The organism is Porphyrobacter sp. ULC335, assembly GCF_025917005.1.
Classification (GTDB): Bacteria; Pseudomonadota; Alphaproteobacteria; order Sphingomonadales; family Sphingomonadaceae; genus Erythrobacter.
The window spans coordinates 2,887,273-2,910,985 of record NZ_CP078091.1; the positions used below are offsets into that span (position 1 = coordinate 2,887,273).

The 23,713-nt window shown below is 65.7% G+C and carries 22 protein-coding genes and 1 tRNA gene; 14 read left to right on the forward strand and 9 right to left on the reverse strand.

The annotated features are described in order from the left end of the window. Positions 1-144: 144 nt before the first annotated feature. The 3 genes from KVF90_RS13880 to KVF90_RS13890 are packed head-to-tail and all read right to left on the reverse strand — an operon-like array spanning position 145 to position 4,208. Positions 145-1,047: a DMT family transporter gene (locus KVF90_RS13880; protein WP_264392165.1), complete on the reverse strand. Its 903-nt coding sequence runs from the start codon at positions 1,045-1,047 to the stop codon at positions 145-147. Continuing rightward, the gene (locus tag KVF90_RS13885) at positions 1,047-3,137 is read right to left on the reverse strand and encodes an NAD(+) synthase (protein WP_264392166.1); all 2,091 of its coding nucleotides are present in this window, start codon (positions 3,135-3,137) and stop codon (positions 1,047-1,049) included. Before KVF90_RS13885 ends, KVF90_RS13880 begins: the two co-directional genes overlap by 1 nt. A 51-nt stretch (positions 3,138-3,188) precedes the next feature. After that, on the reverse strand, positions 3,189-4,208 hold the full coding sequence (locus tag KVF90_RS13890; RefSeq protein ID WP_264394522.1) for a DNA topoisomerase IB: 1,020 nt from the start codon (positions 4,206-4,208) through the stop codon (positions 3,189-3,191). A 116-nt stretch (positions 4,209-4,324) separates the two neighbouring features. On the opposite strand from KVF90_RS13890, the gene yghU reads away from it, so the two are divergent. The 3 genes from yghU to KVF90_RS13905 all read left to right on the forward strand — a co-directional run bounded on the left by yghU (position 4,325) and on the right by KVF90_RS13905 (position 6,129). Then, on the forward strand, positions 4,325-5,185 hold the full coding sequence (gene yghU, locus KVF90_RS13895) for a glutathione-dependent disulfide-bond oxidoreductase (protein WP_264392167.1): 861 nt from the start codon (positions 4,325-4,327) through the stop codon (positions 5,183-5,185). A gap of 81 nt (positions 5,186-5,266) precedes the next feature. Then, positions 5,267-5,341 (forward strand) — tRNA-Gln (locus KVF90_RS13900). 47 nt (positions 5,342-5,388) lie between these two features. Next, entirely contained in the window at positions 5,389-6,129 is a 741-nt protein-coding gene (locus KVF90_RS13905; RefSeq protein ID WP_264392168.1) for a hypothetical protein, read from the forward strand. Positions 6,130-6,161: 32 nt separating this feature from the next. Here the strand turns inward: KVF90_RS13905 and KVF90_RS13910 are convergent, their stop codons facing one another. Then, positions 6,162-7,559 carry an NAD(P)-binding protein gene (locus KVF90_RS13910; RefSeq protein ID WP_264392169.1) on the reverse strand — a complete coding sequence of 466 codons (1,398 nt, stop codon included), beginning with the start codon at positions 7,557-7,559 and terminating at the stop codon, positions 6,162-6,164. A 108-nt stretch (positions 7,560-7,667) separates the two neighbouring features. Between KVF90_RS13910 and KVF90_RS13915 the strand changes: the two genes are divergently transcribed. The 5 genes from KVF90_RS13915 (at position 7,668) to KVF90_RS13935 (ending at position 13,148) form a co-directional block, all read left to right on the forward strand. Then, the gene (locus KVF90_RS13915; protein WP_264392170.1) at positions 7,668-8,252 is read left to right on the forward strand and encodes a TetR/AcrR family transcriptional regulator; all 585 of its coding nucleotides are present in this window, start codon (positions 7,668-7,670) and stop codon (positions 8,250-8,252) included. A gap of 228 nt (positions 8,253-8,480) precedes the next feature. Further along, complete coding sequence (locus tag KVF90_RS13920) at positions 8,481-9,920, forward strand: efflux transporter outer membrane subunit (protein ID WP_264392171.1); 1,440 nt, start codon at positions 8,481-8,483, stop codon at positions 9,918-9,920. Beyond that, positions 9,917-11,233, forward strand: a complete 1,317-nt coding sequence (locus tag KVF90_RS13925) for an efflux RND transporter periplasmic adaptor subunit (RefSeq protein ID WP_264392172.1) — start codon at positions 9,917-9,919, stop codon at positions 11,231-11,233. Before KVF90_RS13920 ends, KVF90_RS13925 begins: the two co-directional genes overlap by 4 nt. Continuing rightward, entirely contained in the window at positions 11,230-11,952 is a 723-nt protein-coding gene (locus KVF90_RS13930) for an ABC transporter ATP-binding protein (protein ID WP_264392173.1), read from the forward strand. The genes KVF90_RS13925 and KVF90_RS13930 overlap by 4 nt, the downstream gene beginning before the upstream one ends. Continuing rightward, positions 11,952-13,148 carry an ABC transporter permease gene (locus tag KVF90_RS13935; protein WP_264394524.1) on the forward strand — a complete coding sequence of 399 codons (1,197 nt, stop codon included), beginning with the start codon at positions 11,952-11,954 and terminating at the stop codon, positions 13,146-13,148. Before KVF90_RS13930 ends, KVF90_RS13935 begins: the two co-directional genes overlap by 1 nt. 74 nt (positions 13,149-13,222) lie before the next feature. Here KVF90_RS13935 and KVF90_RS13940 read toward each other — a convergent pair whose 3' ends face one another. Then, complete coding sequence (locus tag KVF90_RS13940) at positions 13,223-14,131, reverse strand: alpha/beta fold hydrolase (protein ID WP_264392174.1); 909 nt, start codon at positions 14,129-14,131, stop codon at positions 13,223-13,225. 184 nt (positions 14,132-14,315) lie between these two features. On the opposite strand from KVF90_RS13940, the gene KVF90_RS13945 reads away from it, so the two are divergent. The 3 genes from KVF90_RS13945 to KVF90_RS13955 all read left to right on the forward strand — a co-directional run bounded on the left by KVF90_RS13945 (position 14,316) and on the right by KVF90_RS13955 (position 17,857). Continuing rightward, entirely contained in the window at positions 14,316-15,188 is an 873-nt protein-coding gene (locus tag KVF90_RS13945; RefSeq protein WP_264394526.1) for a LysR family transcriptional regulator, read from the forward strand. Between the two features lie 87 nt (positions 15,189-15,275). Further along, positions 15,276-16,775 (forward strand): ATP-binding protein, encoded by a 1,500-nt coding sequence (locus tag KVF90_RS13950; protein ID WP_264392175.1) that lies wholly within the window; start codon positions 15,276-15,278, stop codon positions 16,773-16,775. A 203-nt stretch (positions 16,776-16,978) separates the two neighbouring features. Continuing rightward, entirely contained in the window at positions 16,979-17,857 is an 879-nt protein-coding gene (locus tag KVF90_RS13955) for a pirin family protein (protein WP_264392176.1), read from the forward strand. A 3-nt stretch (positions 17,858-17,860) separates the two neighbouring features. On the opposite strand, the gene KVF90_RS13960 is transcribed toward KVF90_RS13955, so the two are convergent. After that, positions 17,861-18,232, reverse strand: coding sequence for a tRNA-binding protein (locus KVF90_RS13960; RefSeq protein ID WP_264392177.1), 372 nt, complete (start codon positions 18,230-18,232; stop codon positions 17,861-17,863). Between the two features lie 92 nt (positions 18,233-18,324). Between KVF90_RS13960 and KVF90_RS13965 the strand changes: the two genes are divergently transcribed. Further along, positions 18,325-18,774: an MAPEG family protein gene (locus tag KVF90_RS13965; protein WP_264392178.1), complete on the forward strand. Its 450-nt coding sequence runs from the start codon at positions 18,325-18,327 to the stop codon at positions 18,772-18,774. A 10-nt stretch (positions 18,775-18,784) separates the two neighbouring features. Further along, entirely contained in the window at positions 18,785-19,213 is a 429-nt protein-coding gene (locus tag KVF90_RS13970; protein ID WP_264392179.1) for an MAPEG family protein, read from the forward strand. Positions 19,214-19,271: 58 nt separating this feature from the next. Here the strand turns inward: KVF90_RS13970 and trxB are convergent, their stop codons facing one another. Further along, the gene (trxB, locus tag KVF90_RS13975) at positions 19,272-20,243 is read right to left on the reverse strand and encodes a thioredoxin-disulfide reductase (protein WP_264392180.1); all 972 of its coding nucleotides are present in this window, start codon (positions 20,241-20,243) and stop codon (positions 19,272-19,274) included. A gap of 56 nt (positions 20,244-20,299) precedes the next feature. Then, a complete protein-coding gene (locus tag KVF90_RS13980; RefSeq protein ID WP_264392181.1) occupies positions 20,300-21,115 on the reverse strand; it encodes a tyrosine-protein phosphatase in 816 nt (271 codons plus the stop codon). A gap of 150 nt (positions 21,116-21,265) precedes the next feature. On the opposite strand from KVF90_RS13980, the gene KVF90_RS13985 reads away from it, so the two are divergent. Continuing rightward, complete coding sequence (locus KVF90_RS13985; RefSeq protein WP_264392182.1) at positions 21,266-21,721, forward strand: response regulator; 456 nt, start codon at positions 21,266-21,268, stop codon at positions 21,719-21,721. On the opposite strand, the gene KVF90_RS13990 is transcribed toward KVF90_RS13985, so the two are convergent. Next, positions 21,718-23,376, reverse strand: a complete 1,659-nt coding sequence (locus KVF90_RS13990) for an acyl-CoA dehydrogenase family protein (RefSeq protein ID WP_264392183.1) — start codon at positions 23,374-23,376, stop codon at positions 21,718-21,720. The genes KVF90_RS13985 and KVF90_RS13990 overlap by 4 nt on opposite strands. Positions 23,377-23,713 lie beyond the last annotated feature (337 nt).

The following is a 23,713-nucleotide window of genomic DNA, read 5'->3' on the forward strand; positions in this document are numbered from 1 at the left end:
AAGGGGGGCGGTTCGCGATCATCGCGCCGCCCCCTCCTTGCCCCGATGAAGCAGGTGCCAGACCCCCGTTAGACCCCCTCCAGACCCCCCTTAGACCCCCGCTAGCCCCGGTTAGCGGGGATGTTTCACGGGAAACATGGCGGTTTACATGTCGGGCCGGGTCAGCCGCGGCTTGAAGATCGTGCGACTCGGGCGGATCACGATAATCGCCACGCCCACCAGCGCCATTGTCCCGCCGATGATCAGCGGCCAGCCGATGGTGTCCCCCGTCAGCCACGTCCCGAAAGCGATGGTGAGCAGCGGGGTCAGCAAGGTCATCGGCACGATCAGGTTGGCATCATGCGCCTGAAACAGCCGGAAATAGGCCGAATGCGCCCCGACCGAGACGACCACCCCGGCAAACAGCACACATCCCGCGACCGCCAGCGGTGCGGCTGTAACCGCTTCAATTTGCCCGCTTTCCAGCAGCAATGTTCCCGGCAGCATCACGCCGAGCGAGGCGAGCCCTGCCCATGCCTGAAGGCTCACCGCGCCGATATCGAGCCGCTTGACGAAGACCGAGGCGAAGGCCCCGATCAGCACTCCGGCAAAGGCGAAACCCAGCCCCACCGGATCGCCAGCGTCGGAGGGCGCACCAATGGCGAGGCCGACGCCGCCCAGCGCCAGCGCCATGCCGAGCCCGCGCCGCCAGCGCACTTCCTCGCCCAGAAACAGGATCGCAAACAGCACCGTCAGCGGCGCACCCGACAGGTTGACGATGCCGACGGCAGAGGGACTTGCGGTCTGCAAGCCTATGAATTGCAATCCAAAACTCCCGCCGGTGATGGCAAAGCCGATCAGCAGCACCAGCGGCAGGCGCTCCGGCCGCTGCCGCAGCAACAGCGGGAACAGCACCGCCAGCACCGTTGCCGAACGCAGCACGGTGTAGAACAGCGGCGGCAGCCCCAGCGTGCTCACCGCGATCTTGCTGACCACCACATTGAGCGCCCAGGCGACATTGCAGAACAGCATGATGCCGAGCGCGGAGAGAGGCAGGCTCTTCGGCATCAGCTGGCAGGGGGGCCGAACACCTCGCGGACGACATCGTCAGGCAGGCTCTCGCGCAGTTCGTCACGCCACACGGTTGCCACCGCGTCGGACGGCGCGCGCCAATCTCCGCGGGGGGAAAGCGCACCTGCCGAGGAGACCTTTGGCCCGTTGGGCAAGGCCGAACGCTTGAACTGCGAGAAGCCGAAGAACCGCGCGCAGAACTTGTCCATCCAGCGGGCGATGGTGGCCAGATCATAATCATTCTTGCTCGCATCCGGGAAGCCCGCCGGCCACAGCCCCGCCCCGCGCGCCTTCCATGCGTGCCACGCGAGAAACGCGACCTTGGAGGGCCGCTGGCCGAAGCGGATCACGTGGTGGAGGAAGAAGTCGTTGAGCTCGTAAGGGCCAACCAGCTGCTCGGTCGATTGCACCTGCCCGTCCGCACCCGGCGGCACCAGTTCCGGCGAAATCTCGGTATCGAGCACCGCGCCCAGCACCTCGCCGCAGGCATCGGTGAACTGGCCGGTCGCGATGACCCAGCGGATCAGGTACTGGATCAGCGTCTTGGGAACGCCGGAATTGACGCCGTAATGGCTCATGTGGTCGCCCACGCCATAGGTGCACCAGCCGAGCGCCAGCTCGCTGAGATCGCCGGTGCCCACCACAAAGCCACCGTGCTGCCCGGCAAGGCGGAACAGGTAATCGGTGCGCAGCCCCGCCTGCACATTCTCGAAGGTCACATCGTGCACCGGCTCCCCGGCGGCAAAGGCGTGGCCGATATCCTCGAGCATCTTGTGCGCCGCAGGACGGATGTCGATCTCGCCCGCGGTAATTTCCATTGCCGCCATCAGCCGGTGGGCGTTGCTCTTGGTGCCATCCGAGGTGCCGAAACCGGGCATGGTGTACCCACGAATGGTGGAGCGCGGCAGGCCCAGCCGGTCGCAGGCCTTGGCGGCAACGATCAGCGCGTGCGTGCTGTCGAGCCCGCCGGAAATACCGATCACGAGGCTCTTCGCCCCGGTCGACTCGATCCGCCGCATCAGCGCATCGACCTGGATGTTGAAGGCTTCGTAGCAATCCTCGTCGAGCTTTTCGGGCCGGTCGGGGACGAAGGGGAAGCGCGCGACAGGGCGCACCAGGCCGATATCACCCTCGGCATAGGCATGTTCGAAGACGATCCGGCGATAAGTGTCCTCTGGCCGTCCTGCCCATTCGGCAGCATCGGCGAAAGTCTGGTTGCGCATCCGTTCTGCGGCAAGACGCTCGGTGTCGATGTCCACGACGGTAAGCTCGCCCGAACGGTCGAAGCGCTCGCTCTGGGCGAGCAGCGTGCTCATCTCGTAGACCACGCCCTGCCCGTCCCACGCGAGATCGGTTGTGCTCTCGCCGTGCCCGCTGGCCGAATAGACATAGGCGGCGATCGCGCGGCTGGCGGAGGAGCGGCAGTGCAGATGGCGATCATCCGCGCGCCCGATGGTGACGGGCGAGGCGGACAGGTTGCACAGGATCAGCGCGCCCGCGAGCGCAGCGGTCATCCCCGGCGGGATCGGCGCCCAGAAATCTTCGCAAATCTCGACCCCGAAGCGGAAGCCGGGGAGGTTTGCGGCGGCAAACACGAGGTCGGTGCCGAACGGCACTTCCTCGCCCGCCACGCCGATCCACAGATCGGTGCAGCCGCGCCCGTGGGCGAAATGGCGCTTCTCGTAGAACTCGCGGTAGTTGGGCAGGAAGCTCTTGGGCACCACGCCGAGGATCTGCCCGTGGGCGATCACCACCGCGCAATTGTAAAGCTTGTCCGCGCGCTTCAGCGGGGCGCCGATGACCAGCACCGGGCTGAGATCGGCCGAGGCCGCCACCACCTCGGCGAGCGCCTGCTCGACCCGCTCGATCAGCGCATGCTGGAGCAGCAGATCATCGATCGCATAGGACGACAGGGTGAGTTCGGGGAACACCACCAGATCGACATTCGCCGCATGGGCCTTGCGCGCCTCGGCCAGCACGCCCGCCGTGTTATAGGCAACGTCGGCGGGGCGGCTGCACGGGGTTGCCGTGGCCACGCGCACGAAGCCATGTTCGTGCATGTCGTAAAAGGGGTGGGCTTCGCTCATCCGTGCGCGTCTCCTGCTGCGCGCGGCTGTAACGCGGCGAGCGCGCGCTGCCTAGGCTGTCTCGCTCGCCAGATAATCGCTCGCCGCCCCGCATTCCTCCAGAAAGGCGATCAGCCCGCGTTCGGCGCGGGTCAGCCAGCGCGTCTGGCGCGGCAGCTTCAGCCCTGCGCGCCACGCCTCCTGCCCGTCGATCCGCGCGATCACCGCCGGGTGGACATAGGAACTGCGCGCAATGGCAGGCGTATTGCCCAGCCGTTCGGCGACATGTTCGAGCATCTGGGAAAGTTTCACATGGCCGTCACCCTTTGCCAGCCTTTCGAAAGCGAGGCTGCTGGCATGGAAGGTCCGAAAATGCTTGGCGCTGAAATCCGCGCCCATCGTCTCGCGCAAATAGGCATTCACATCGCCCGAGGTGACGGGGCGCACCTCGCCGTCATCGCCTTCGTAACGGAACAGATGGTCGTCTTCGGCATCGTCGAGGTCTTCCATGCGCCGCACCGCCGCAGCAAGGTCCGCATCTTTGACCTCCAGATCGTGCTCCTTGCCGCCTTTGCCGACAAAGTGGAGCCCGAGTTTGCGCTTGCCTACCTCGGCATGATCGGCGCGCAAGGTGGTTGCGCCGTAGCTGTCATTGGCCTTGGCATAGTGCTCGTTGCCGATGCGGATCGCCGACAGGTCGAGCAATCGCACCACAGCGGCCAGCGCCCGCTCTCGCGAGACGCCGCGCCCTACGATGTCCTCCGCAACGCGCTGGCGCACCAGCGGGAGCAGCTTGCCGAAACTCGCGCAGGAGTCGTATTTCGCGCTGTCCTGCTGGGCGCGGAAATCGGGGTGGTAGCGATATTGCTTGCGCCCGGCATCGTCATAACCGGTGGCGAGGATGTGCCCGTTCGGCGCGGGGCAGAACCACGCGTCCATGTAGGCGGGCGGGAGAGCGATGGCACCCAGGCGCTTCTTTTCCTGTCCGTCGCGGATCAATGCGCCCGAGGGATCATAATAGGCCCAGCCCTTGCCCACCCGCCTGCGGGTGATGCCGGGCAGGGCGTCGTCAACATAGACCAGCTTTTCCATCGCCAAGGAAATGCGCTGGACGCGTGCGATGTTCCAGCTTGCGATAGGGCTCCGGCCACGCCAGCTAGGCATTCACGACAGCGCGCGCTTTTGCTGCGCCCAAAGGAGTAATCCGCATGGCCGATGCCACTTACACCCCGCCCGCCGTCTGGAGCGCCGAAACCGTCTCCGGCGGGCGCTTTGCCAACATCAACCGCCCCACCGCAGGCGCACGCGAGGACAAGGAACTCCCCGTCGGCGAGCAACCCTTCCAGCTCTATTCACTCGCCACGCCCAATGGCGTGAAGGCGACGATCATGCTCGAGGAGCTGATCGAGGCCGGGCACACCGGCGCGGAATATGATGCGTGGACGGTCAACATCGGGGATGGCGAACAGTTCACCAGCGGCTTTGTGGGTGTGAACCCCAATTCAAAGATCCCCGCCCTGCTCGACCGCAGCAATCCCGACGCACCCTTCCGCGTGTTCGAAAGCGGCGCGATCCTCGTCCACTTGGCCGAAAGGTTCGAGATGTTCCTGCCCGCCGATCCGGCAGCCCGCGCAGAGGTGCTGTCCTGGGTGTTCTGGCAGGTCGCCAGCGGACCTTTCATCGGCGGCGGCTTCGGCCATTTCTACGCCTATGCGCCGGAGAAATACGAATACCCGATCAACCGCTATGCAATGGAAACAAAGCGGATCTTCGACGTCGCCGACCAGCGCCTCGGGGAAAGCCGCTTTCTTGCGGGCGACGAATACACCCTTGCCGATATCGCCAATTTCCCGTGGCTCGCCCCCTTCACGACCGGCACGATCTACAACGACGCCAACACCTTCCTGTCCATCGACGACTACAAGAACGTCGCCCGCTGGGTGAAAGAGATCGCCGCACGCCCGGCAGTGCAGCGCGGGCGGATTGTCAACAAGGTGTGGGGCGATGAGGACACGCAGCTGAAGGAACGCCACTCCGCAGCCGACTTCGATGGCAAGCGGCTCGACTGAGGCAATGCGAAAAAGGGGGCGAACAGGTGGTTTCGCCCCCTTCACATCTGCATTCGAGCCGCTATAGAGCGCCCCTCTTGCTGGGGCGTAGCCAAGCGGTAAGGCACCGGTTTTTGGTACCGGCATGCGAAGGTTCGAATCCTTCCGCCCCAGCCAGCAATTTCTTCAGACCAGAATCGCTGACAAAGAGAAGGGTCTCCCCGATGATATCCTTCGGTCGCGCTCAGCCCCCGTTTTCGCGGTTCCTGCCGTGGCTGGTCGCGGCGCTGGCCGGTGTCGCTGCGCCCGGCATGGCCATGCTGCTGCTTGGCGGAGCAAATGCGCCCACGCCGCTGGCCCTCGTGGCCGGTCCGATCCTGGCAGTCGGCCTGATGGGCGTCGGCATGATTGCAGCCGCTGCTGCCGGGCGGCTGTGGCTGGGTGTTGCACTTGCCTTGGCGACCGGCTTCGGCCTGATCGTGTTGGCCCGCGCGCTGGGCATGACACCGCTGCCGCACACGCTGTCACTCGGACTGGCCCTGATCGTCGCCAGCATCAGCTTCGCCGCGCGGGGCGCCTTGTTTGCACGCAGCGCCGCCGACAAGGGCTGGTGGGTTGCCGTTGCCGTGGTCGGTGGCGAGGCGGCAATGCTGGCGACCGCAGCGGCAAGGCCGGGCGCGTTGCCGGATTGGCTGCTGGCGCTGCTACCGGCGCAATGGGCCAGTGCGGCGATTCAGACCTCGCTCACCGGCACCGGCACGCAAGCGGCAAGTTCGGAATTGATCGCGCTTGCCGGGACAGCGGCAGCCACGTTGCTGGTGGCCCGGCTGTGGCCGCGCCGCTGGCCCTATCTGGTGATGTTCACCGCATGGCTCGGTCTGTCCGCGCTGGTCCTGCACCGGCCTGCCCCGCCCGCGCCCCGCGCCGACCTTCCCGTGGCCACGGCACCTGCCGGGCGCGGTTGAACACGAACCATCAGCCCGAAGCAGGCTCGGCCTCAGGCAGCCGCCAGCCGCATCAGGTTCTGCACCGCCAGCGGAGCCGTGCCCCGCATCTCCTGCAACACCGCCACCCGAGCGGCATCGCTGCGGTCAACCGCGGCAGCCACCTTGCTGAAGCCGTCGAGCCGGCTCTGCCGCACCCATGCGCCCAGCCGCTCGTCGCCCAGCCATGCGCCCTGGTTCATCAGGTTGACGATGTTGGTAGTGAGGTAGCTCTTGAGGTCGTGCGGGAACGGCACCGTGCGGCAGAGTGCGTTCTTGGCGGCGTCATCGGGATAATGCGCCTCGACAAAGGCGATCAGCGCCGCCGAGAAACACGGCTGCGGCACGCGCACCAGTTGCGGCACGATGAGGTCGCCCTGGAAGATCGGCACCGGGGGCCGCGTTTCGACCGCGGAGGCGGTGCAATCGACATAGAGCGCGCCCGCCAGCGCCGGTTCGCTGCCGTCCTCCAGTGTGATGCTGTCCGCGCTGATCGCAAGCACGCGGCCTTTGCGCACGACATTGGTGACGCGGCGCAATTCCTCGACCTCGGCTGCGGAGATCGTGGCGTAGTGGAACATCGTCGGCGTCACAGACCGGTCGATCCGCAGCATCAGACCCGCTTCTTCCAGCCGGGCGAAGATGTCGTCGGCACTCGTACCTTCGGCAAAGGCGCGCATCTGCGCCAACTGCCCGCCGAACACCGCGTCGAAAAACTCCAACCCCGGTTGGGTGCAGGTGCGGTTGATCAGCCAGCTTTCACGCGGCTTCACCCACTGGATCGCATCCGCCGGCGTGCCCATCGCAAGCAGCCAGCCAACCGCATCCATCGCCGTCTTGCCCGCGCCGAGGACCACAAAGCGCGACGGACGCTCGGGCGAAAGCCACAAGCGCGGCAGTTGGCCCGGCGGGACCAGCTGCACGCCCTCGCCGACGGTAAAGCGCGGGGTGTGGGTGGCCGGGATGGTCGGGCTGTTATAGGCCGAGTTCACGGTCTTGCGGCGCACGGTGATCTGCGTTTCCTCGCCCGACATCAGCGAGACGACCCGCCCGTCCCCGCGGTATTCTGACATGGGAAGATAGGTCACCCGGCCCGAGGGCAGCAGCTTCTGGCGCATCACCCGCTCGTAATAGCCGCTGACTTCCGCGCCCGAAGCCAGCTCGTACATACCGGCATTGGCCCCGTGGGTATCCTTGCGACCCTCGCCCAGCGCCAGTGAATTGACGCCGTAGAAGGCCGAGGGCTGATGCAACGCGACAAAGCCATAGGCGTCGTTCCAATGCCCGCCCGGTTTGCTCTGGCGGTCGACGATGGTGACGCGGGCATCGCTCTCGTCGATCATTGTGTCGGCAAAGGCCATGCCGACAGCGCCGCCGCCGATGATTAGATAGTCGGTTTCGATGGCTGCCATGGCCTCGTGTCCTTGCTCGATGATTATTTACACTGTAAATTTACAGCGTAAGCTGGCGGAGTCAAGCGTCCTGCTTTATCCGGTAGCGCGCATCACGGAGCCCTGATTTTGTCCCGCATCCTCAGCCATGAAGACCTCACCCGCTTCCAGTCGCAGCTTTGCGATGTGGCCGAGGTGATGTTTGCCGAGCGCGGGGCCGAAAACGTCTCGATGCGCCAGATCGCCGCCGCGCTCGGGGTCAGCCCGATGACCCCCTATCGCTATTTCGCCAACCGCGAGGAGATCCTCGCCGCAGTCCGCATCCGCGGGTTCGAGCGGTTCGCGGGGGAGCTGGAGCAGACCTATGCCTCGGCTGAAGGCACGCAGCATGAGCGGGTGATGGCAGCAGGCCGCGCCTATATCGCCTTCGGTCTGGGGAACGCCCACACCTACCGCCTGATGTTCGAGCAGGGCCAGAGCGACGACGAGAGCGATAGCCCGCTCGGCCGGGCCGTGGCGCGGGCGCGGGCGACGCTGTCAGTCTATGGCGACAGCCTGATCGCCCGCGGCATGCCCCAAGCCGAGGCGCGGGCGATGGAGACGCTGATCTGGTCGACGCTGCACGGTGCGGTCTCGCTTGAACTCGCCGCCACCTTGCCGCCCGGTTCGGCCTATGCGGTTCTGGATATGCTCGGACGCACGGCAGGGCATTGATCGCCAAGCCGAAATGCAAGTCGTTCGTCTGATCGATGAGCGATGTCTCAAAACCGACGAACCTGCGTTGTGCCGATCCAAGTGCGCTGTTAGCCCATGCATATCTTGCAAGTGGGCTTTATCGATCATTTCCGTTTGGGGGATCCGGTGCGATAAGGCATTGCAAAACTTGGGTTGCAAAGGGGCGTGTATCTTGGTTCATAAGTTGCAGCAGGACCACTTTTAGTGGTGTCCGCGAAGCGGAGCCGGGCTGCGGGCCTTGCGGTTGGCATTGCCGCGCTGGCTCTGACCGGATGCGGCGTCCCGCGTGACACCCCGCCTGCCATGGCGAGCGCGCAGACCATCCCTGACCGCTGGGTGCTGGCCGAACCGGACGGGGCCGACATTCCGCTCGATCGCTATTGGGTGTTGCTCGGCGATCCGCTGGTCGAAGAGCTTGTCGCGCAGGCACAGTCGGAAAACCTCGATCTGGCACAGGCCGTCACCCGTTTGCGGGCCGCCCGCGCAGGGCTGCGGCAGGCCCGCGCCGACCGTGTGCCGACCGTCAACGGCAGCAGCGGCGCGCGGCGCGATGTGGGTGATCTGGCCAACGACGATGTGCAATTCTCGCTCGGCGCCGATGCATCCTGGGAGGCCGATCTGTTCGGCCGGATCGATGCTTCAGTCGATGCAGCGCGCGGGGATCTGCGCGCGGCGGGATATTCGCTCGGCGATCTGGAACGGGTGATCGTCGCGCAGGTGGCGAGCCAGACGGTCACCGCCCGCTCGCTCGCCGCGCAGCTTGCCATCGCCCGCGAAACACTCGCCAATCAGGAGGACAATCTCCAGATTGCGCGCTGGCGCAATCAGGCGGGTCTGGTCTCCAGCCTCGATGTCGAACAGGCGCGCACGCAGCGGGCGCAGACTGCGGCGACCATCCCGCAGCTGGAAGGCGATCTCGTCGCCGTCGCCAACGCGATCTCGACCTTGATCGGCGAGCCGCCCGGCCGCGTCTATCGCGCCCTGACCGAAGCACCACGCGCCGTTCCCGCGCCGCCGACCGACGTTGCGCTCGCGGTGCCTGCCGACATGCTGCGCCGCCGCCCCGATGTGAGCGGGGCCGAGGCGCGGCTTGCCGCCGATCTCGACCGGGTCGGGATCGCGCGCGCGCAGCTTTACCCGCTTGTCCGGCTCAGCGGCACCATCGGCACCAGCGCGGTCAATGTCGGCGACCTGTTCGATATCGTAACCGGCAACGTCTTTGCCAGCCTTTCCCAGCTGATCTTCGACGGCGGGCGGGTGCGCGGCCAGATCGAAGGCGCGCAAGCCGCCGCCGACGGATCGCTGGCCGCATGGCGCCAGAGCATCCTCGTCGCGCTTGAAGAGGTGGAAACATCGGCGGTCGATCTCGACACCAGCGCAACGCGGGTCACCGCGCTTATCGAAGCCAGCGATGGCGCGCAGAACGCCGCGCTGCTTGCCCGCAGCCAGTATCAGGCGGGGCTGATCGATTTCCAGACGCTGCTGGTGACCGAAAGCCAGCTGCTGAGCACGCGCACTGCGCAGGTCAACGCCGAAGCCGGGCGCGCGCTCGCCTTCATCAGTCTGGCGCGGGCGCTGGGCGGCGGATGGTCGGTGCCCGAGGGCGCGGGAATTGAAGAAATTGCGGCAAAGGGGCCCAGCCAGTGACCGATTTGAGCAAACCCGCCGAGCAGCCGAGCGTGGATGAATTCCTCGGCACCAAGCCGCGCCCGCGCTGGCGGCGCTGGATGAAGTACTGGCTACCCGGCCTCGTCGTGCTGCTGCTGATCCTCGGCATCGCGCAATGCACCCGCGAAGCGCCCAAGCCCGATTACATCACCGAAGCCGTGGCGCAGGAATCGCTGTCCCTGTCAGTCACCGCGACAGGCAATCTGCGCCCGACCAATCAGGTCGAGGTTGGCGCGGAAGTGACCGGACCGCTCGATTCCGTGCTGGTCGACGTCAACGACCGCGTGACCAAGGGGCAGGTGATCGCGGTGATCAATACCGAGATTATCGACCAGCAGATCGCCCAGTCGCGCGCCAATCTCAACGCGGCGCGGGCCGCGCTGGCGCAGGCGCAGGCGACCATCGACATCGACAAGGTGCAGCTCGCCCGCTTGCAGGATGTGCGGCGCCTCTCGGGCGGACGCGTGCCTTCGCAGATCGAGCTGGAACAGGCCGAGGCCGCCGTCGCCCGTGACCGCGCGGCGGTCGCCTCGGCACGCGCCAATATCGAGGCTGCTCAGGCGTCGCTGAACGGCAACCTCACCACCCGCACCCGCGCGGTGATCCGCGCGCCCGTTACCGGCGTCGTGCTCGCCCGCCGGGTCGAGCCGGGGCAGACCGTGGTCGCCAGCTTCAACACCGTGACCCTGTTCGTAATCGCCGAAGACCTGTCGGAAATGCAGCTGCGCGTGTCGATCGACGAAGCGGATGTGGGGCAGGTCAATCCCGGCCAGAAAGCGACCTTCACCGTCGATGCCTATCCCGGACGGCGCTTCCCCGCCACGCTCCAGCGGGTCGATCTGGCGTCGGCCAGCACGACCCAGGCCTCGGCTTCCGGCGGCACCGGAACTTCGGCGGCGGGCGGAGCGGTGGTCAGCTATGAAGCGCGGCTCGACGTGCAGAACCCCGATGGCCTGCTGCGCCCCGGCATGACGGCAACCGCGACCATCGCAACCCAGAACACCGGAACCGCGATGCTGGTGCCCAATGCCGCCCTGCGCTTCCGCCCCGAAACGAAGGAAGAAGCCGGTGGCGGCGTGTTCAACCCGCAGATCGGGCTGGAGGATGGCAAGCAGCAAGCCAGCATCGGCGTGGGCAGCCGCCAGCAGGTGCAGGTGTTGCAAGCGGACGGCACCCTGAAGGCCATCGAGGTCGTCACCGGTCGCAGCGACGGGCGGCGCACTGTCGTCACCTCCAAGGGGCTCAAGCCGGGCATGAAGGTCGTCACCGGCATCAAGGCCGCAGCCCAGTGAGTGAAGAACCGCTCATCCAGCTAGAGGGGATAACCAAGACCTTCGGCAGCGGTGAGGCCGCGTTTCAGGCCCTGAAGGGAGTCGACCTCACCATCGACCGCGGCGAATTTGTCGCGATCATGGGGCCATCGGGGTCGGGCAAGTCGACCACGATGAACATCCTTGGTTGCCTCGATGTGCCCACGGGCGGCGTGTTCCGGTTTCGCGGGGTCGAGGTGCAGAAGCTCGACCGCGATCAGCGCAGCCTGTTGCGCCGCCGCTATCTCGGCTTCGTGTTTCAGGGCTTCAACCTGCTGGCCCGCACCACTGCGCTGGAGAATGTCGAACTGCCGCTGCTCTACCGCGGCGAAAGCAAGACCCAGCGGCGCGCGGCTGCAATGCACGCACTCGATCAGGTTGGGCTGGTGCCGTGGGCTTCGCACACCCCTGCCGAACTGTCCGGCGGCCAGCAGCAGCGCGTCGCCATCGCGCGCGCGCTGGTGACCCAGCCCGATGTGCTGCTGGCGGACGAGCCGACCGGCAACCTCGACAGCGAACGTTCGGTGGAGATCATGCAATTGCTCCAGCGCTTGAACGGTGAAGGCATCACCGTGCTGATGGTCACCCACGAAGAAGAAATGGCCTCTTACGCCAAAACCATCGTGCGGTTCCGCGACGGGCTGGTCGAACGGATCGAGCGCGGCGCGCACAGCCTTACAGCCGAGGGCACACCAGCATGATGCTCGGCACCACCATCCTGCTGGCGCTGCGCGAAATTCGCCGCCACGTCATGCGTTCAATCCTGACGACGCTCGGCATCATCATCGGCGTCGCGGCAGTGGTGACGATGGTGACGCTGGGCAATGGGGTGACGGCATCGGTGCAGGAAGAGATTTCCTCACTCGGCGCCAGCAATTTCATCATCTTCCCGGTGCGCACCACCCGCGGCACCATCCGCCCCTTCGACGAGGCAGATGTGCGTGCGGTCGAACAGCAGATCGCTGGGGTGCAGATCGCGGCGGGCGGAGTAGGGGCGAGCGCCACCGCCTTCTACAACGGCCAGGACTGGGACACGCGGGTCGAGGGGGGCACCAATCCACTGCTCGAAGCACAGACCATCTCGATCAAGGAAGGTCGGGCCTTTCTCCCCGACGAGGAAGAGGCGGGCAAGAGCGTCTGCTTGCTTGGCGTGAAGGTGCGAGAGGCGATCTTTCCGCGCGCCTCCAGTCCGGTCGGCGCACGCATGCGGCTAGGCGATGTATCGTGTCAGGTCATCGGGGTGATGGCAGAGCGCGGTCAGGGCGGTGGCGGCGCGGATGATGACGATATGGTCTACATGCCGCTCAAGGCCGTGCAACGGCGGTTCCGGGGGAACGACAACCTCGATTATTTCGTGGTCAAGTATGATACCGCCTATGCCGCAGCATCGATCCAGAATGCATTGGTCGACCTGCTGCGCGAACGGCGCCTGCTGCAAGGCGAAGAGCCTAATGATTTCAATATTATCGACACGGCGCAGATCAATCAGGCCCTGGGCGCGGCGACCGGCGCGCTGACCGCAATGGTGGCGGTGATCGCTTCGATCAGCCTGCTGGTCGGCGGAATCGGGATCATGAACATCATGCTGGTCTCCGTCACGGAACGAACGCGCGAGATCGGCATTCGCCTCGCCATCGGCGCGCTCGCACGCGAGGTGCGCTTGCAGTTCCTGACCGAGGCGGTGGTGCTGTGTGCGCTGGGCGGCCTCGTCGGCATAGCGCTGGGGTTCGGCGCATCGATCGGGCTGGCAGCGGCGATCGACGTGCCCTTCGTGTTCGATCCGGCGATCAATATCATCAGCTTCCTGTTCGCGGCAGGCATGGGGATCGTGTTCGGGTACTACCCTGCCAGCCGTGCCTCGAAGCTCGACCCGATTGACGCCTTGCGCCACGAATAACGGCCGTCGCCGCATACCAATCCTGCGGTGCATGACGTTGGGGAGGCCCGGAACGTCATGCCCGCGGCTTGAGGCTAACGCCGGTCCACAAAATCGGTGATCGCGGCGAACACCGCGCCCGGATCCTCGATCTCGGGCGTGTGACCGAGGTCATCGAATGTCACACAGGTCACGTCTCCATAGAGCCGCGCCAGCGAATGGACATTGTCCGCAGGGTGAGAACCATCGGCTGCGCCCCAGATCGACAGGATCGGTTGCTGCGGTGCCGGGAGCTCATCGCGCTTAGCCATGTAGATCTGAAAGGCGCTCGCCAGCGACCACATCGCACCTTGCGCAAATGAGCGTTCGGCACATTCGCACAGATGCGGGATCTGCTCCTTGCGCCCGACCGTGAGCGCATACCACTTCGGCATCCGCTTGGGTGCCATGCGGGCCATGGCGAGTTGACCGAAAATCGGACGGGCCAGAATACCCTTGGGATCGCGCCCTGCCTTGAACCGGGCGAAGGCCTGCGTCCCGCCTCCCTGAATAAGGGTGAGGTGCGTGACAAGCTCGGGCATCCGCGCGGCAATATCCAGCGCGGCTAGGCTGGTGACACAGGAGAAGGCGAAAATGCTGCCCTCCCCGCACACCTCCCGGATGAATTCTGCAAGGTCATCGTTGGTCGACCGGAATTCGAAATCAAATGCGGAACCTGCAACGGAAAAGCCCATCGCAGGCATTTCGACCACCACCACCCGAAAGCGGGCGCTGAACGTGGCGATCACCGGCCCATAGACCTCGATCGTCATCGGGCCATCCACCACAAAGATGATCGTCTGCCCGCTCCCCGCATCGCAATATCGGTACTGCGCATTTGCAGTGCGATGGAACTTGATGTTCGGCGAGGCCGTGGCCGGCCAGCCATCGCGGAAGCGCGCCATCTTTCTGGCAGCGCCCAAGGTGTCGAGACGCGCACCAAGACGCGTGAGGAATCCGGTCATTGCCCTATCGTCCCTGCCGCCTGTGCCAACCCGCACCCGCCGATCCGAGTGTCATGAAACGCGTGAATGTGATGCTCCATCCTGTCCTCGCTGCCAGATTGTGGATGCAGCCTAGGCGATTGCACCGCGCCCTCCTTCTTGCGATATCGCAAACCAGTTTTCGTATTTCGCAAGGATCGCGACAATCGCGCTTGACCCGCAAGACCTCGCCGACCTGATCGCCATTCGTGATGCCGGAACCCTGAGCGTGGCGGCCAAGGCCCGCGGCGTTGCGATCTCGACCGTGTCGCGGCGGATCGAAGCGCTTGAGACCGCACTGGGCCTGCAGCTGGTCGATCGGCGGTCCGATGGCGTGCGGCTCACCCCTGAAGGCCTCGCCATTGCTGAGGCTTCGGCACCGCTCGCGGAACAATTGCTGCGTGTGGCGCGCGTGGCGGAAAGCCTGCGGCAAGGGGCGAATTCAGTCCCGATCCGTATTTCGGCGACCGAATTCGTGATCTCCGATGTGCTGGCCCCCGCGCTCGGCAGGTTGTGGGCGATGGGGGCGGATTTTCCTGTCCACCTCCAGTCGCAGGCCGATGTGGTGAGCCTCGCGGGGCGCGACGCGGATCTTGCCGTCCGAATGGTACGACCCGAGGGCGCGAGCCTCTATGCACGGCGGCTCGCTGAGATCCGGCTGGGGCTGTTCGCTTCCGTGGACTATCTTTCGGGCCGCGCGCCCGAGGCGGTCGACCTCGCTGACGAAAGGCTGCTGATCTATGATGACAGCTTTGGCCGTCTCCCCGAACTGGAATGGGTGACACAGCGCGGACTGTCGGACGCAGTCGCCATGCGCACCGGGAGCACGCGGGCGTTGCTGGCAGCGGTAGTGGGTGGTGCCGGCATCGCCATCCTGCCGCTGCCCTTTGCGGCGCGGATAGAGTGCCTCGTCGAATTGCCGAACGCCACTCCCCTGCCGACGCGCGCGCCGTGGATGATCGTCCACCGCGACATGCGCAGCCTCCCCGCAATCAAGATGGTGCAGAAATGGGTGGCAGCAACTTTCGCCAGCCTGTGACCGCCTTTCGCGCGAGGCTGCTTTAATCGCTGGAAAACTCGCGCCCCTCCCTTTGCGCGGGGCCGCCGCCTGCCTAATCCCTTCGGCGTGACAGCCACCATCGACATCGGACGCGACCAGAGCGGACAGACGATCGCCATCGATCTGGCGGAGCTGCTTGCCACGCGTCTGCTGGTGCAGGGCAATTCCGGCTCGGGTAAATCGCACCTGCTGCGCCGCCTGCTGGAGGAATGCGCCGGGCAGGTCCAACAGATCGTGATCGATCCGGAGGGCGATTTCGTCACCCTTGCCGATGCCTTCGGCCATGTGGTCATCGACGCAGGGGCCTATTCCGCGCGGGAGATCGAGGAACTGGCGCTGCGCGTCCGCCAGCACCGCGCCTCGGTGGTGCTGGCGCTCGACGAGCTGGAGGTCGAACAGCAGATCCGCTGTGCTGCACTGTTCCTGACCGCGCTGTTCGATGCCCCGCGCGAACACTGGTATCCGGCGCTGGTGGTGGTCGACGAGGCGCAGATGTTCGCCCCCGCTGCCGCTGGCGAGATGAACGACGAGGTGCGGCGGCTCACGCTGGCGGCGATGACCAACCTCATGTGCCGGGGCAGAAAGCGCGGGCTGGCGGGGATTGTCGCCACCCAGCGGCTCGCCAAGCTGGCCAAGAATGTCGCGGCCGAGGCCAGCAACTTCCTGATGGGGCGTACTTTTCTCGATATCGACATGCAGCGCGCGGCCGATCTGCTGGGCATGGACCGGCGGCAGGCGGAGCGAATTCGCGACCTCCAGCGCGGGCAGTTCCTCGGCCTCGGCCCCGCGATCAGCCGCCGTCCGGTGGCGGTCCATGTCGGCGCAGTGCGCACGTCCGGGCGCGGTGGATCGCAAGCGCTGATCCCGCTGCCGGAAGCTGCCGAGGGCGCGATGGAGGCGCTGCTCACCGACCGCCTGACCGAGGCCGCCGCCCAGCCCCAGCCCGTGCGCCGCGCGCCCCCGCCCCCTGCTCCGCGCAAGGATGTGGAGGAAGCCATCGCGCTCCCCCGCGTGCTGCCGAGCGTCGTCCCTACAGCCGAGGCCCCGCCCGTACCCGCAGAAGTGTCACAGCAGCCCGCTCCGGCTCCCACGCCCATCGCCCCTGCCGAGCCGCCGCAGAGCCTGGAGGAGGTCGTCCGCGAACTCGCGCTGGCCGAAGGCGCGACCTTCCGTCCGGCGACAACGCTGTTCCGCGATTTTGCCATCCGTTGCCGCCAGCGCGGCATCCCGTCCGCGCATGTCGACATTGCCCGCTTCCGCCGGATGTTTGCCTTTGCCGTCAGCGGCTTGGACCAGATTGAGCACGCCCCGCAGACCGCCATCGCGCAGGCGGCAGAAGGCGTTGAGGACGATGTTCTCGCCCCCTACCTCGCGATCCTGATTTCTGCCCACCTCGGCACCGCCATGCCTGACGAGGAGGAACTCGGCCGCCTCTATGGCAGCGCCTCGCCCAGCCGGGTGCGCCGCTTGCTAGATCATCTCGAACGGCAGGGCCTGATCGTGGTGCGCGAGGATTTCGGCGGGGAGCGGAGCATCATTGTTCCGGAGATCCCCGCTGCGGCGTGATGTTTCCCGTGAAACATTCGCACTAACACCCGCTGGAGGGGGTCTAAGGGGGGTCTAAGGGGGGTCTGGAGGGGGTCTAAACCCCGCTAAAGTCCATCTGACACCCAGCAGGACCCGGGCAAAGCACCCTCTGCCCGGCAAGGGCTGCAATCTGCGCGCAATCGCCTATCTTGGCCGCACTTCCCCGCTTCGGAGTGCCTGCCATGATCGAACGCATCATCACCAAACGCACCCATGACCTTGGCGGCGGGTTCACGGTCGGGCGGGTGCTGCCGTTCCACGCGCGGCGGATGGTGGGGCCCTATATCTTCTTCGACCATATCGGCCCGGTCGACCTTCCCCCCGGCATCCCCAAAAGCCTCGACGTGCGCCCCCACCCGCATATCGGCCTCGCCACGGTCACCTACCTGTTCGACGGGGCGATCACGCACCGCGACTCTATCGGCGTGCATCAGGAAATCCATCCGGGCGAGGTCAACTGGATGGTCGCGGGCAGCGGCATCACCCATTCCGAACGCTTCGAATATGCCCGCGCCCACGGTGCGCGGATGCACGGCATCCAGGCCTGGGTCGCCCTGCCGGCAGAAGCCGAGGAGACCGATCCCGCCTTTGCGCACCTTGCGGGCGATGATCTGCCCGCGTGGGACGAACCGGGGCTGAGCGGACGGTTGATCGCCGGATCGCTCGAAGGGATGCAGGCAAGCACCCCGATCCATTCTCCGCAATTCTACGCGCATTGGCAGATGGCAGCGGGAACGCGGCGTCTGCTCCCGGCGGAGTATTCCGAGCGCGCGGTGTTTGTCGCCAGCGGCACGATGGAGGTGGCCGGACAGATCCTGTCCCCCGGCATGATGGCGGTGCTCGATCCCGGCGCGGATGTGCCGATCATCGCCCAGAGCGATGCAACCGTGATGGTGCTGGGCGGCGAACCGGTGGGGGAACGCTTCATGTTCTGGAACTTCGTCTCCAGCCGCAAGGAGCGGATCGATCAGGCCGCCGAGGACTGGCGGCTTGGCCGGATGAAGCTGCCGGCCGAGGATGATGCCGAATTCACGCCCCTCCCCGAAACCAAGGGCTTCTGAGAACTAGAACAGCCGCGCCCCCAGCGGCACGTCGCTATCGGGCGAAAACAGCACCACGCGCCCTTCGGCATCGGGGAAGCCCAGCGTGAGCACTTCGGACATGAATTTGCCGATCTGACGCGGGGGGAAGTTGACCACGGCGGCGACCCTGCGCCCCTCCAACTCTTCGGCCGCATAAAGATCAACCACCTGCGCGGAGGACCGCTTCACGCCGACGCCGGGGCCGAAATCGATGGTCAGCTTGAAAGCGGGTTTGCGCGCTTCAGGGAATGGATCGACGCGGATGATCCGTCCGATGCGGATATCCACCTTGAGAAAATCGTCGAAGGCGATGGGTGCGGCCGCTGGTGCAGCAGGATCGTGGAGAAGGTGCATGTCCGGATGCTAGCGGCGATAGGTTGCATTTGACAATCCATTCCCGCGCCCGCAGTCTGCACGCTTGAGAGGCACTCGAAGGGGATCAATCGATGCAAGCGCAAATCCTTGCGCCCGCCGCCGTGCTGGTGGTGTGGTCGCTAATCATGCTGTTCTGGATGGCGGGCGTGCGCCTGCCGGCACTGAAGAAGGCCGGGATCGATCTCGGCGCGCGGCCCGGTGGCCGGGGGCAGGACCTTGAAGGCGCGGTAGAGCCGCGCATCAACTGGCCTGCGCACAATTATTCGCACCTGATGGAACAGCCGACGGTGTTCTATCCCACAGTGATGATCCTCGCGATCATGGGCGCGAGCGCTTTGGATGTGACGCTGGCGTGGGTCTATGTCGCGCTGCGGATCGTGCATTCGATCTGGCAGGCGACCGTCAACAAGGTACCGGTGCGCTTCCTGCTGTTCATCGTCTCGACTCTGGCGCTACTGACGTTGGCGATCCGCGCCGCGATGGCGACGCTGTTCGCCGACCCCTCGGCCCTGCCAGTTTAAGGAAACGACCATGATCGGAATGGACATTCTTCAACCCGTCGTTGCGCTGCTGGCGTGGACGATGGTGATGTGGGTGTGGATGTATGCCACCCGCATCCCCGCGATGAACAAGGCCGGGATTGATGCCAAGAACCTTGTCGGTAGTGACGGGGCCAGCCTGCGCGCCAAGCTGCCCGATAATGTCAGCTGGAAAGCGGACAATTACAATCACCTGCACGAAGCTCCTACGCTGTTTTATGCAGTGGCGATCGTGCTGGCGGTGATCGGTCAGGGTGACGGGTTCAACACCCTGCTCGCCTGGGCCTATGTCGGCTTCCGGGTGCTGCATTCGATCGTGCAGGCGACCGTCAACCGCGTGATCGTGCGCTTCGCGCTGTTCGCGCTGTCGAGCCTCACACTGATGGCGCTGATCCTGCACGCAGGGATTGCGGTTTTCTGAGGCGCTTAAGTCTCTCACATCCCGGACTTGATCCGGGATGGGGGGACTAGATCGGGTCTTACTCCGCCGCTTGCGCTTCCTGCACAGCATGGGCGCGGGAGGCGAGGAAGCGTTCCCCGTCGAGCGCGGCCATGCAGCCCATCCCCGCCGCGGTCACCGCCTGGCGGTATACGTGGTCGGTCACGTCGCCCGCGGCGAAGACGCCGGGGATGACAGTCTTGGGCGTACCCGGCTCAGTCAGCAGGTAGCCGCTCTCGTCCATCGGCAGCTTGCCGACGAACAGCGAGGTCGCGGGCGCGTGGCCGATGGCGACGAAGGCCCCGTCAACTTCCAGCGTCGATGCCTCGCCCGTCACCGTATCGGTCAGCGCGAGGTGGTGGAGCATACCGTTCTCGCCCGCCTCGAAGCTCTCGACGCCCTTGTTCCACAGCACGGTGATCTTGGGATTGGCGAACAGCCGCTCCTGCAGGATCTTCTCGGCGCGAAGGCTGTCGCGGCGGTGGATCAGGGTGACGTTGTCGGAATGGTTGGTGAGGTACAGTGCCTCTTCGACCGCAGTGTTGCCACCGCCGATCACCGCGACTTTCTTGCCGCGGTAGAAGAACCCGTCGCAGGTGGCGCAGGCCGAAACGCCCTTGCCGCCCAGCGCCATCTCGCCCGGAGCGCCCAGCCACTTCGCCTGCGCGCCGGTGCAGATGACGAGGCAATCGGCGATGTATTCATCGCCGCTGTCGCCGATGGCGCGGAAGGGCGAGCCGTTTTCGAGATCGACCGAGACGATCGTGTCCCAGATCATGCGCGTGCCGACATGCTCTGCCTGGGCGCGCATTTCCTCCATCAGCCACGGGCCCTGCACCACGTCGCGAAAGCCGGGATAGTTCTCGACATCGGTGGTGATGGTGAGCTGGCCGCCGGGCTGGAGGCCCTGCACGACGATCGGTTCCAGCATGGCGCGCGCGGCGTAGATCGCGGCGGAATAGCCGGCCGGGCCGGAACCGATGATGAGCATCTTGGTGGTGTGGGTCGCCATGACGGGTGCCTCGGGTGAATTTCAGGAGAGCGATATGGGGCTGCGGAGCGCGATTGTCACGCCACCAGCTTGGCTCTGAGCCGCTGTTTTCTTGCCTCATCCACACCTAATATTGTCGCAAGATAGGCGTCGAGCGAGCCGTGATCGCGTGTCACTTCCGCGATGTAAGTATCGATATATTCAGGCAGAACGCCCATCAGATTGTGCAGCGCCTCGGGCTCGATCACGCCATAGTGCGCTTCCATCCGGGGGAGCGACTGGCGTTCGAGGATTTCGCGCGTGGGCGCGTCATTGGTCAGCAGGAATTCCGCCACGATATCATCGTGATGCACGCCCAGCACATGGAGCAGCAGGCTTGCGGCGATGCCGGTGCGATCCTTTCCGGCGAAGCAATGCACGAGGCTGCCGCCCTCGTTCGCGTCGAGGGCGTTGAAATACTCACGGAACACCCAGATCATCGCCGGGTTGACCGGCATCCGCGTATAGACCGCCAGCATCCGTTCGCGCGCCTTTTGCGGGGTCATGACGATCGGCCCGCCCCCGCCCTCATGCGGCGGCGAGTTTGTCGTTTCGCCATCATAGGCAATGACTTGCGCGCCGAAGTTCGCATGGCGTCTGCAAGGGAAACCCTCACGCTCGCTATTGCCGCGCAGGTCGATCACGGTGCGGATGTCGAGCGCATGGATCAGCGCCAGATCATCGTCGCTCGCTTCCATATGCTGGCCTGACCGGAACAGCACGCCGCTGCGCACCCGCTCACCGCCCCCCGCCGCATAGCCACCATAATCGCGAAGATTATGAATGCCTTGTGTCACATAGAACGGGCCGATGCGGGCGCTGCTGGAGGCGCCGCCGAGAGAATCGCTGATCATCGCTGCAAACCCTTACAGCGCCGCAAGGCGGGGGCAAGCGCAGGTCTGGGGGCGGCATAAGGGATGTTGCGAAGGGGCGCGGCAGGCGCGCCCCAACGCTTCGTGGTTAATTGACGATCAACTAACATCAGCCCGGGCGATACCATTCCCATGCCGCGAATCCTGATTGCAGACGACGACGAACTGATCGCAGAACTCACCAGCGAAGTGCTGATCGATGCAGGCCATGCTTGCGGCTGGGTCACCACTGCCGCCGACGCCTGGACCTGCGTGCAGCGCAAGCGGCCTGATCTGCTGCTGCTCGATCATGCGATGCCGGGCGAATCCGGCATGACCCTGCTGCGCCGCCTGCGCCTCTCCGCCGAATTCTATGATCTGCCGGTGATGATGTTCACCGCGATGAGCGGGGAGCAGGATCATCTTCAGGCCGTCTATGCCGGGGCGAATGACTTCCTGTCCAAGCCCTTTGATCCGTTCGATCTTCTCCGGCGGGTCAACCGGCTGCTACGCCTGCGCGGCGATCGTCCCCGCCATGTCGATCTGAAGAGCGCAATGCTCCACGAACCGATGCGCGAACAGCAGGTCACATATCGCCGCCTGCTTTAAGCCGCCGCAGCGCGCGCCTGCCCGGTCAGCAACCCGCGCCCGATCACCTGCGCCTGAATCTCCGCCGCGCCTTCGAAGATGTTGAGGATGCGCGCATCGCACAGCACCCGGCTGATCGGATATTCGAGCGCATAGCCATTGCCGCCGTGGATCTGCACCGCATTGTCCGCCGCGCTCCATGCCGCGCGGGCGGCGAGCAGTTTCGCCATCCCCGCCTCAATATCGCAGCGCGTGGCGGAATCCTTGGCGCGGGCGGCGGCATAGGTCAGCTCGCGCGCCATGACGGTTTCGGCCGCCATCAGCGCCAGCTTGTCCGCCACGCGCGGGAACTGCGTCAGCGCCTGCCCGAACTGCTTGCGCCCCAGCGCGTAATCCAGCGCGAGGTCGAAGGCGTTCCACGCCACCCCCACCGCGCGCGCGGCGGTCTGGATGCGGGCGCCTTCGAAAGTGCGCATCAGCTGCTTGAAGCCCTGCCCCTCGCGCCCGCCCAGCAGCCCTTCACCCGCAACCGCAAAACCATCCAGCCCGAGCGCATATTCCTTCATCCCGCGGTAGCCGAGCACTTCGATCTCGCTGCCGTCGATGCCGTCATCGGGGAACGGCGCAGCCTCGCTGCCGCGCGTCTTTTCGGCGAGCAGCATCGAGAGACCCGCATAGCCCGGAACGCCCGTCTCCGTACGCACCAGCATGGTCATCAGATCAGCGCGCGCGGCGTGGGTGATCCACGTCTTCGCCCCCGTCACCCGCCAGCTGCCATCGCTCTGGCGCTCCCCCCGCGTGCGAACCGCGGCGAGATCGCTGCCCGTATCGGGTTCGGTGAACACGGCCGTCGGCAGGCAGGAACCATCGGCGATGCGGGGCAGGTACTTCGCCTTCTGCTCCGGCGTGCCGTTCTCGCTGATCAACTCGCCCGCAATTTCCGAGCGGGTGCCAAGGCTTCCGGCGCAAATCCACCCGCGCGAGAGCTCTTCCGAGACCACCGCCATCGCCAGCTTGCCGAGGCCGAGCCCGCCGTGCTCTTCGGGAATGCACACGCCGAAGACGCCGAGCGCCGCCATCTCGGCAATCACCGCATCAGGGATCAGCGCATCGGCAAGGTGCCATTGGTGGGCATGGGGCGTGATCGCAGACGCTGTGAAAGCGCGCATCTGGTCCCGCACCTGATCGAGCGCATCATCGCCCAGCCCCTCGTCCGGACGCACGCCATCGGCGAGCAGCGCGGCAAAGGCGGCGCGGGTTTCGGGCGTGTTGCCATCGGCCAGCAGCCGGGCGACTGCCGGATGGGCAGCAAAGGTGCCGGCCTCTGCCCCGGTGCCGAAGGCTGAGGGGCGCACGACCTCGTGGGCGCTCATCGGCAGGCCATAGGCGATCTGCGCGAGGTATTCGCCAAAGCCGATGCGCAGGGTGAGCTCCTCGGCCGCGCCGAAGCGCCCCGCCGCTTGCGCGCGCACCGCCCAATCGAGCGTCGCCTCCAGCGCAGCGATGCTGGCGGCGATCCATGCGAAGCCGTGCACGCGGTGCTGCTCGCGGGTCAGCAGGGCAGGATCGACCGCCCCACCGGGCGCGACGCTCAGCTCCACCGCAGCGCGCACCATTTCCGAATATTCGCGCGCCGCCGCGATACTGGCGCGCGCCTCAGCCATCCATTCGCTCATGCAAGGCGTGCTAGCAGAGCGAATGGCACGACGCGAACCCGCAAATGCGCGAGCGCCAAACCCGCGCGACACGGCTGCGCATCCCCCTGTGTCTTTGCAGTAACAGTGCGGCAGGCAACGCCGGATTGCCCCGGTCAACTACGTCGAATGACCACTTACCACCCATTGGCCCGATCGTAATACCAATGGGGTGAAGCCAGATCACTGGCGCGCAATCGTCTGGGGGCAGACGAACAGGGGCATCGAAGCTCAGGTATCTGCCCACGCGCAGGAAGGACCGCACAGGATGCGCCCGACGGGGAGACCTCCGCAGGGGCAGCGCATCCGGCGAACACGG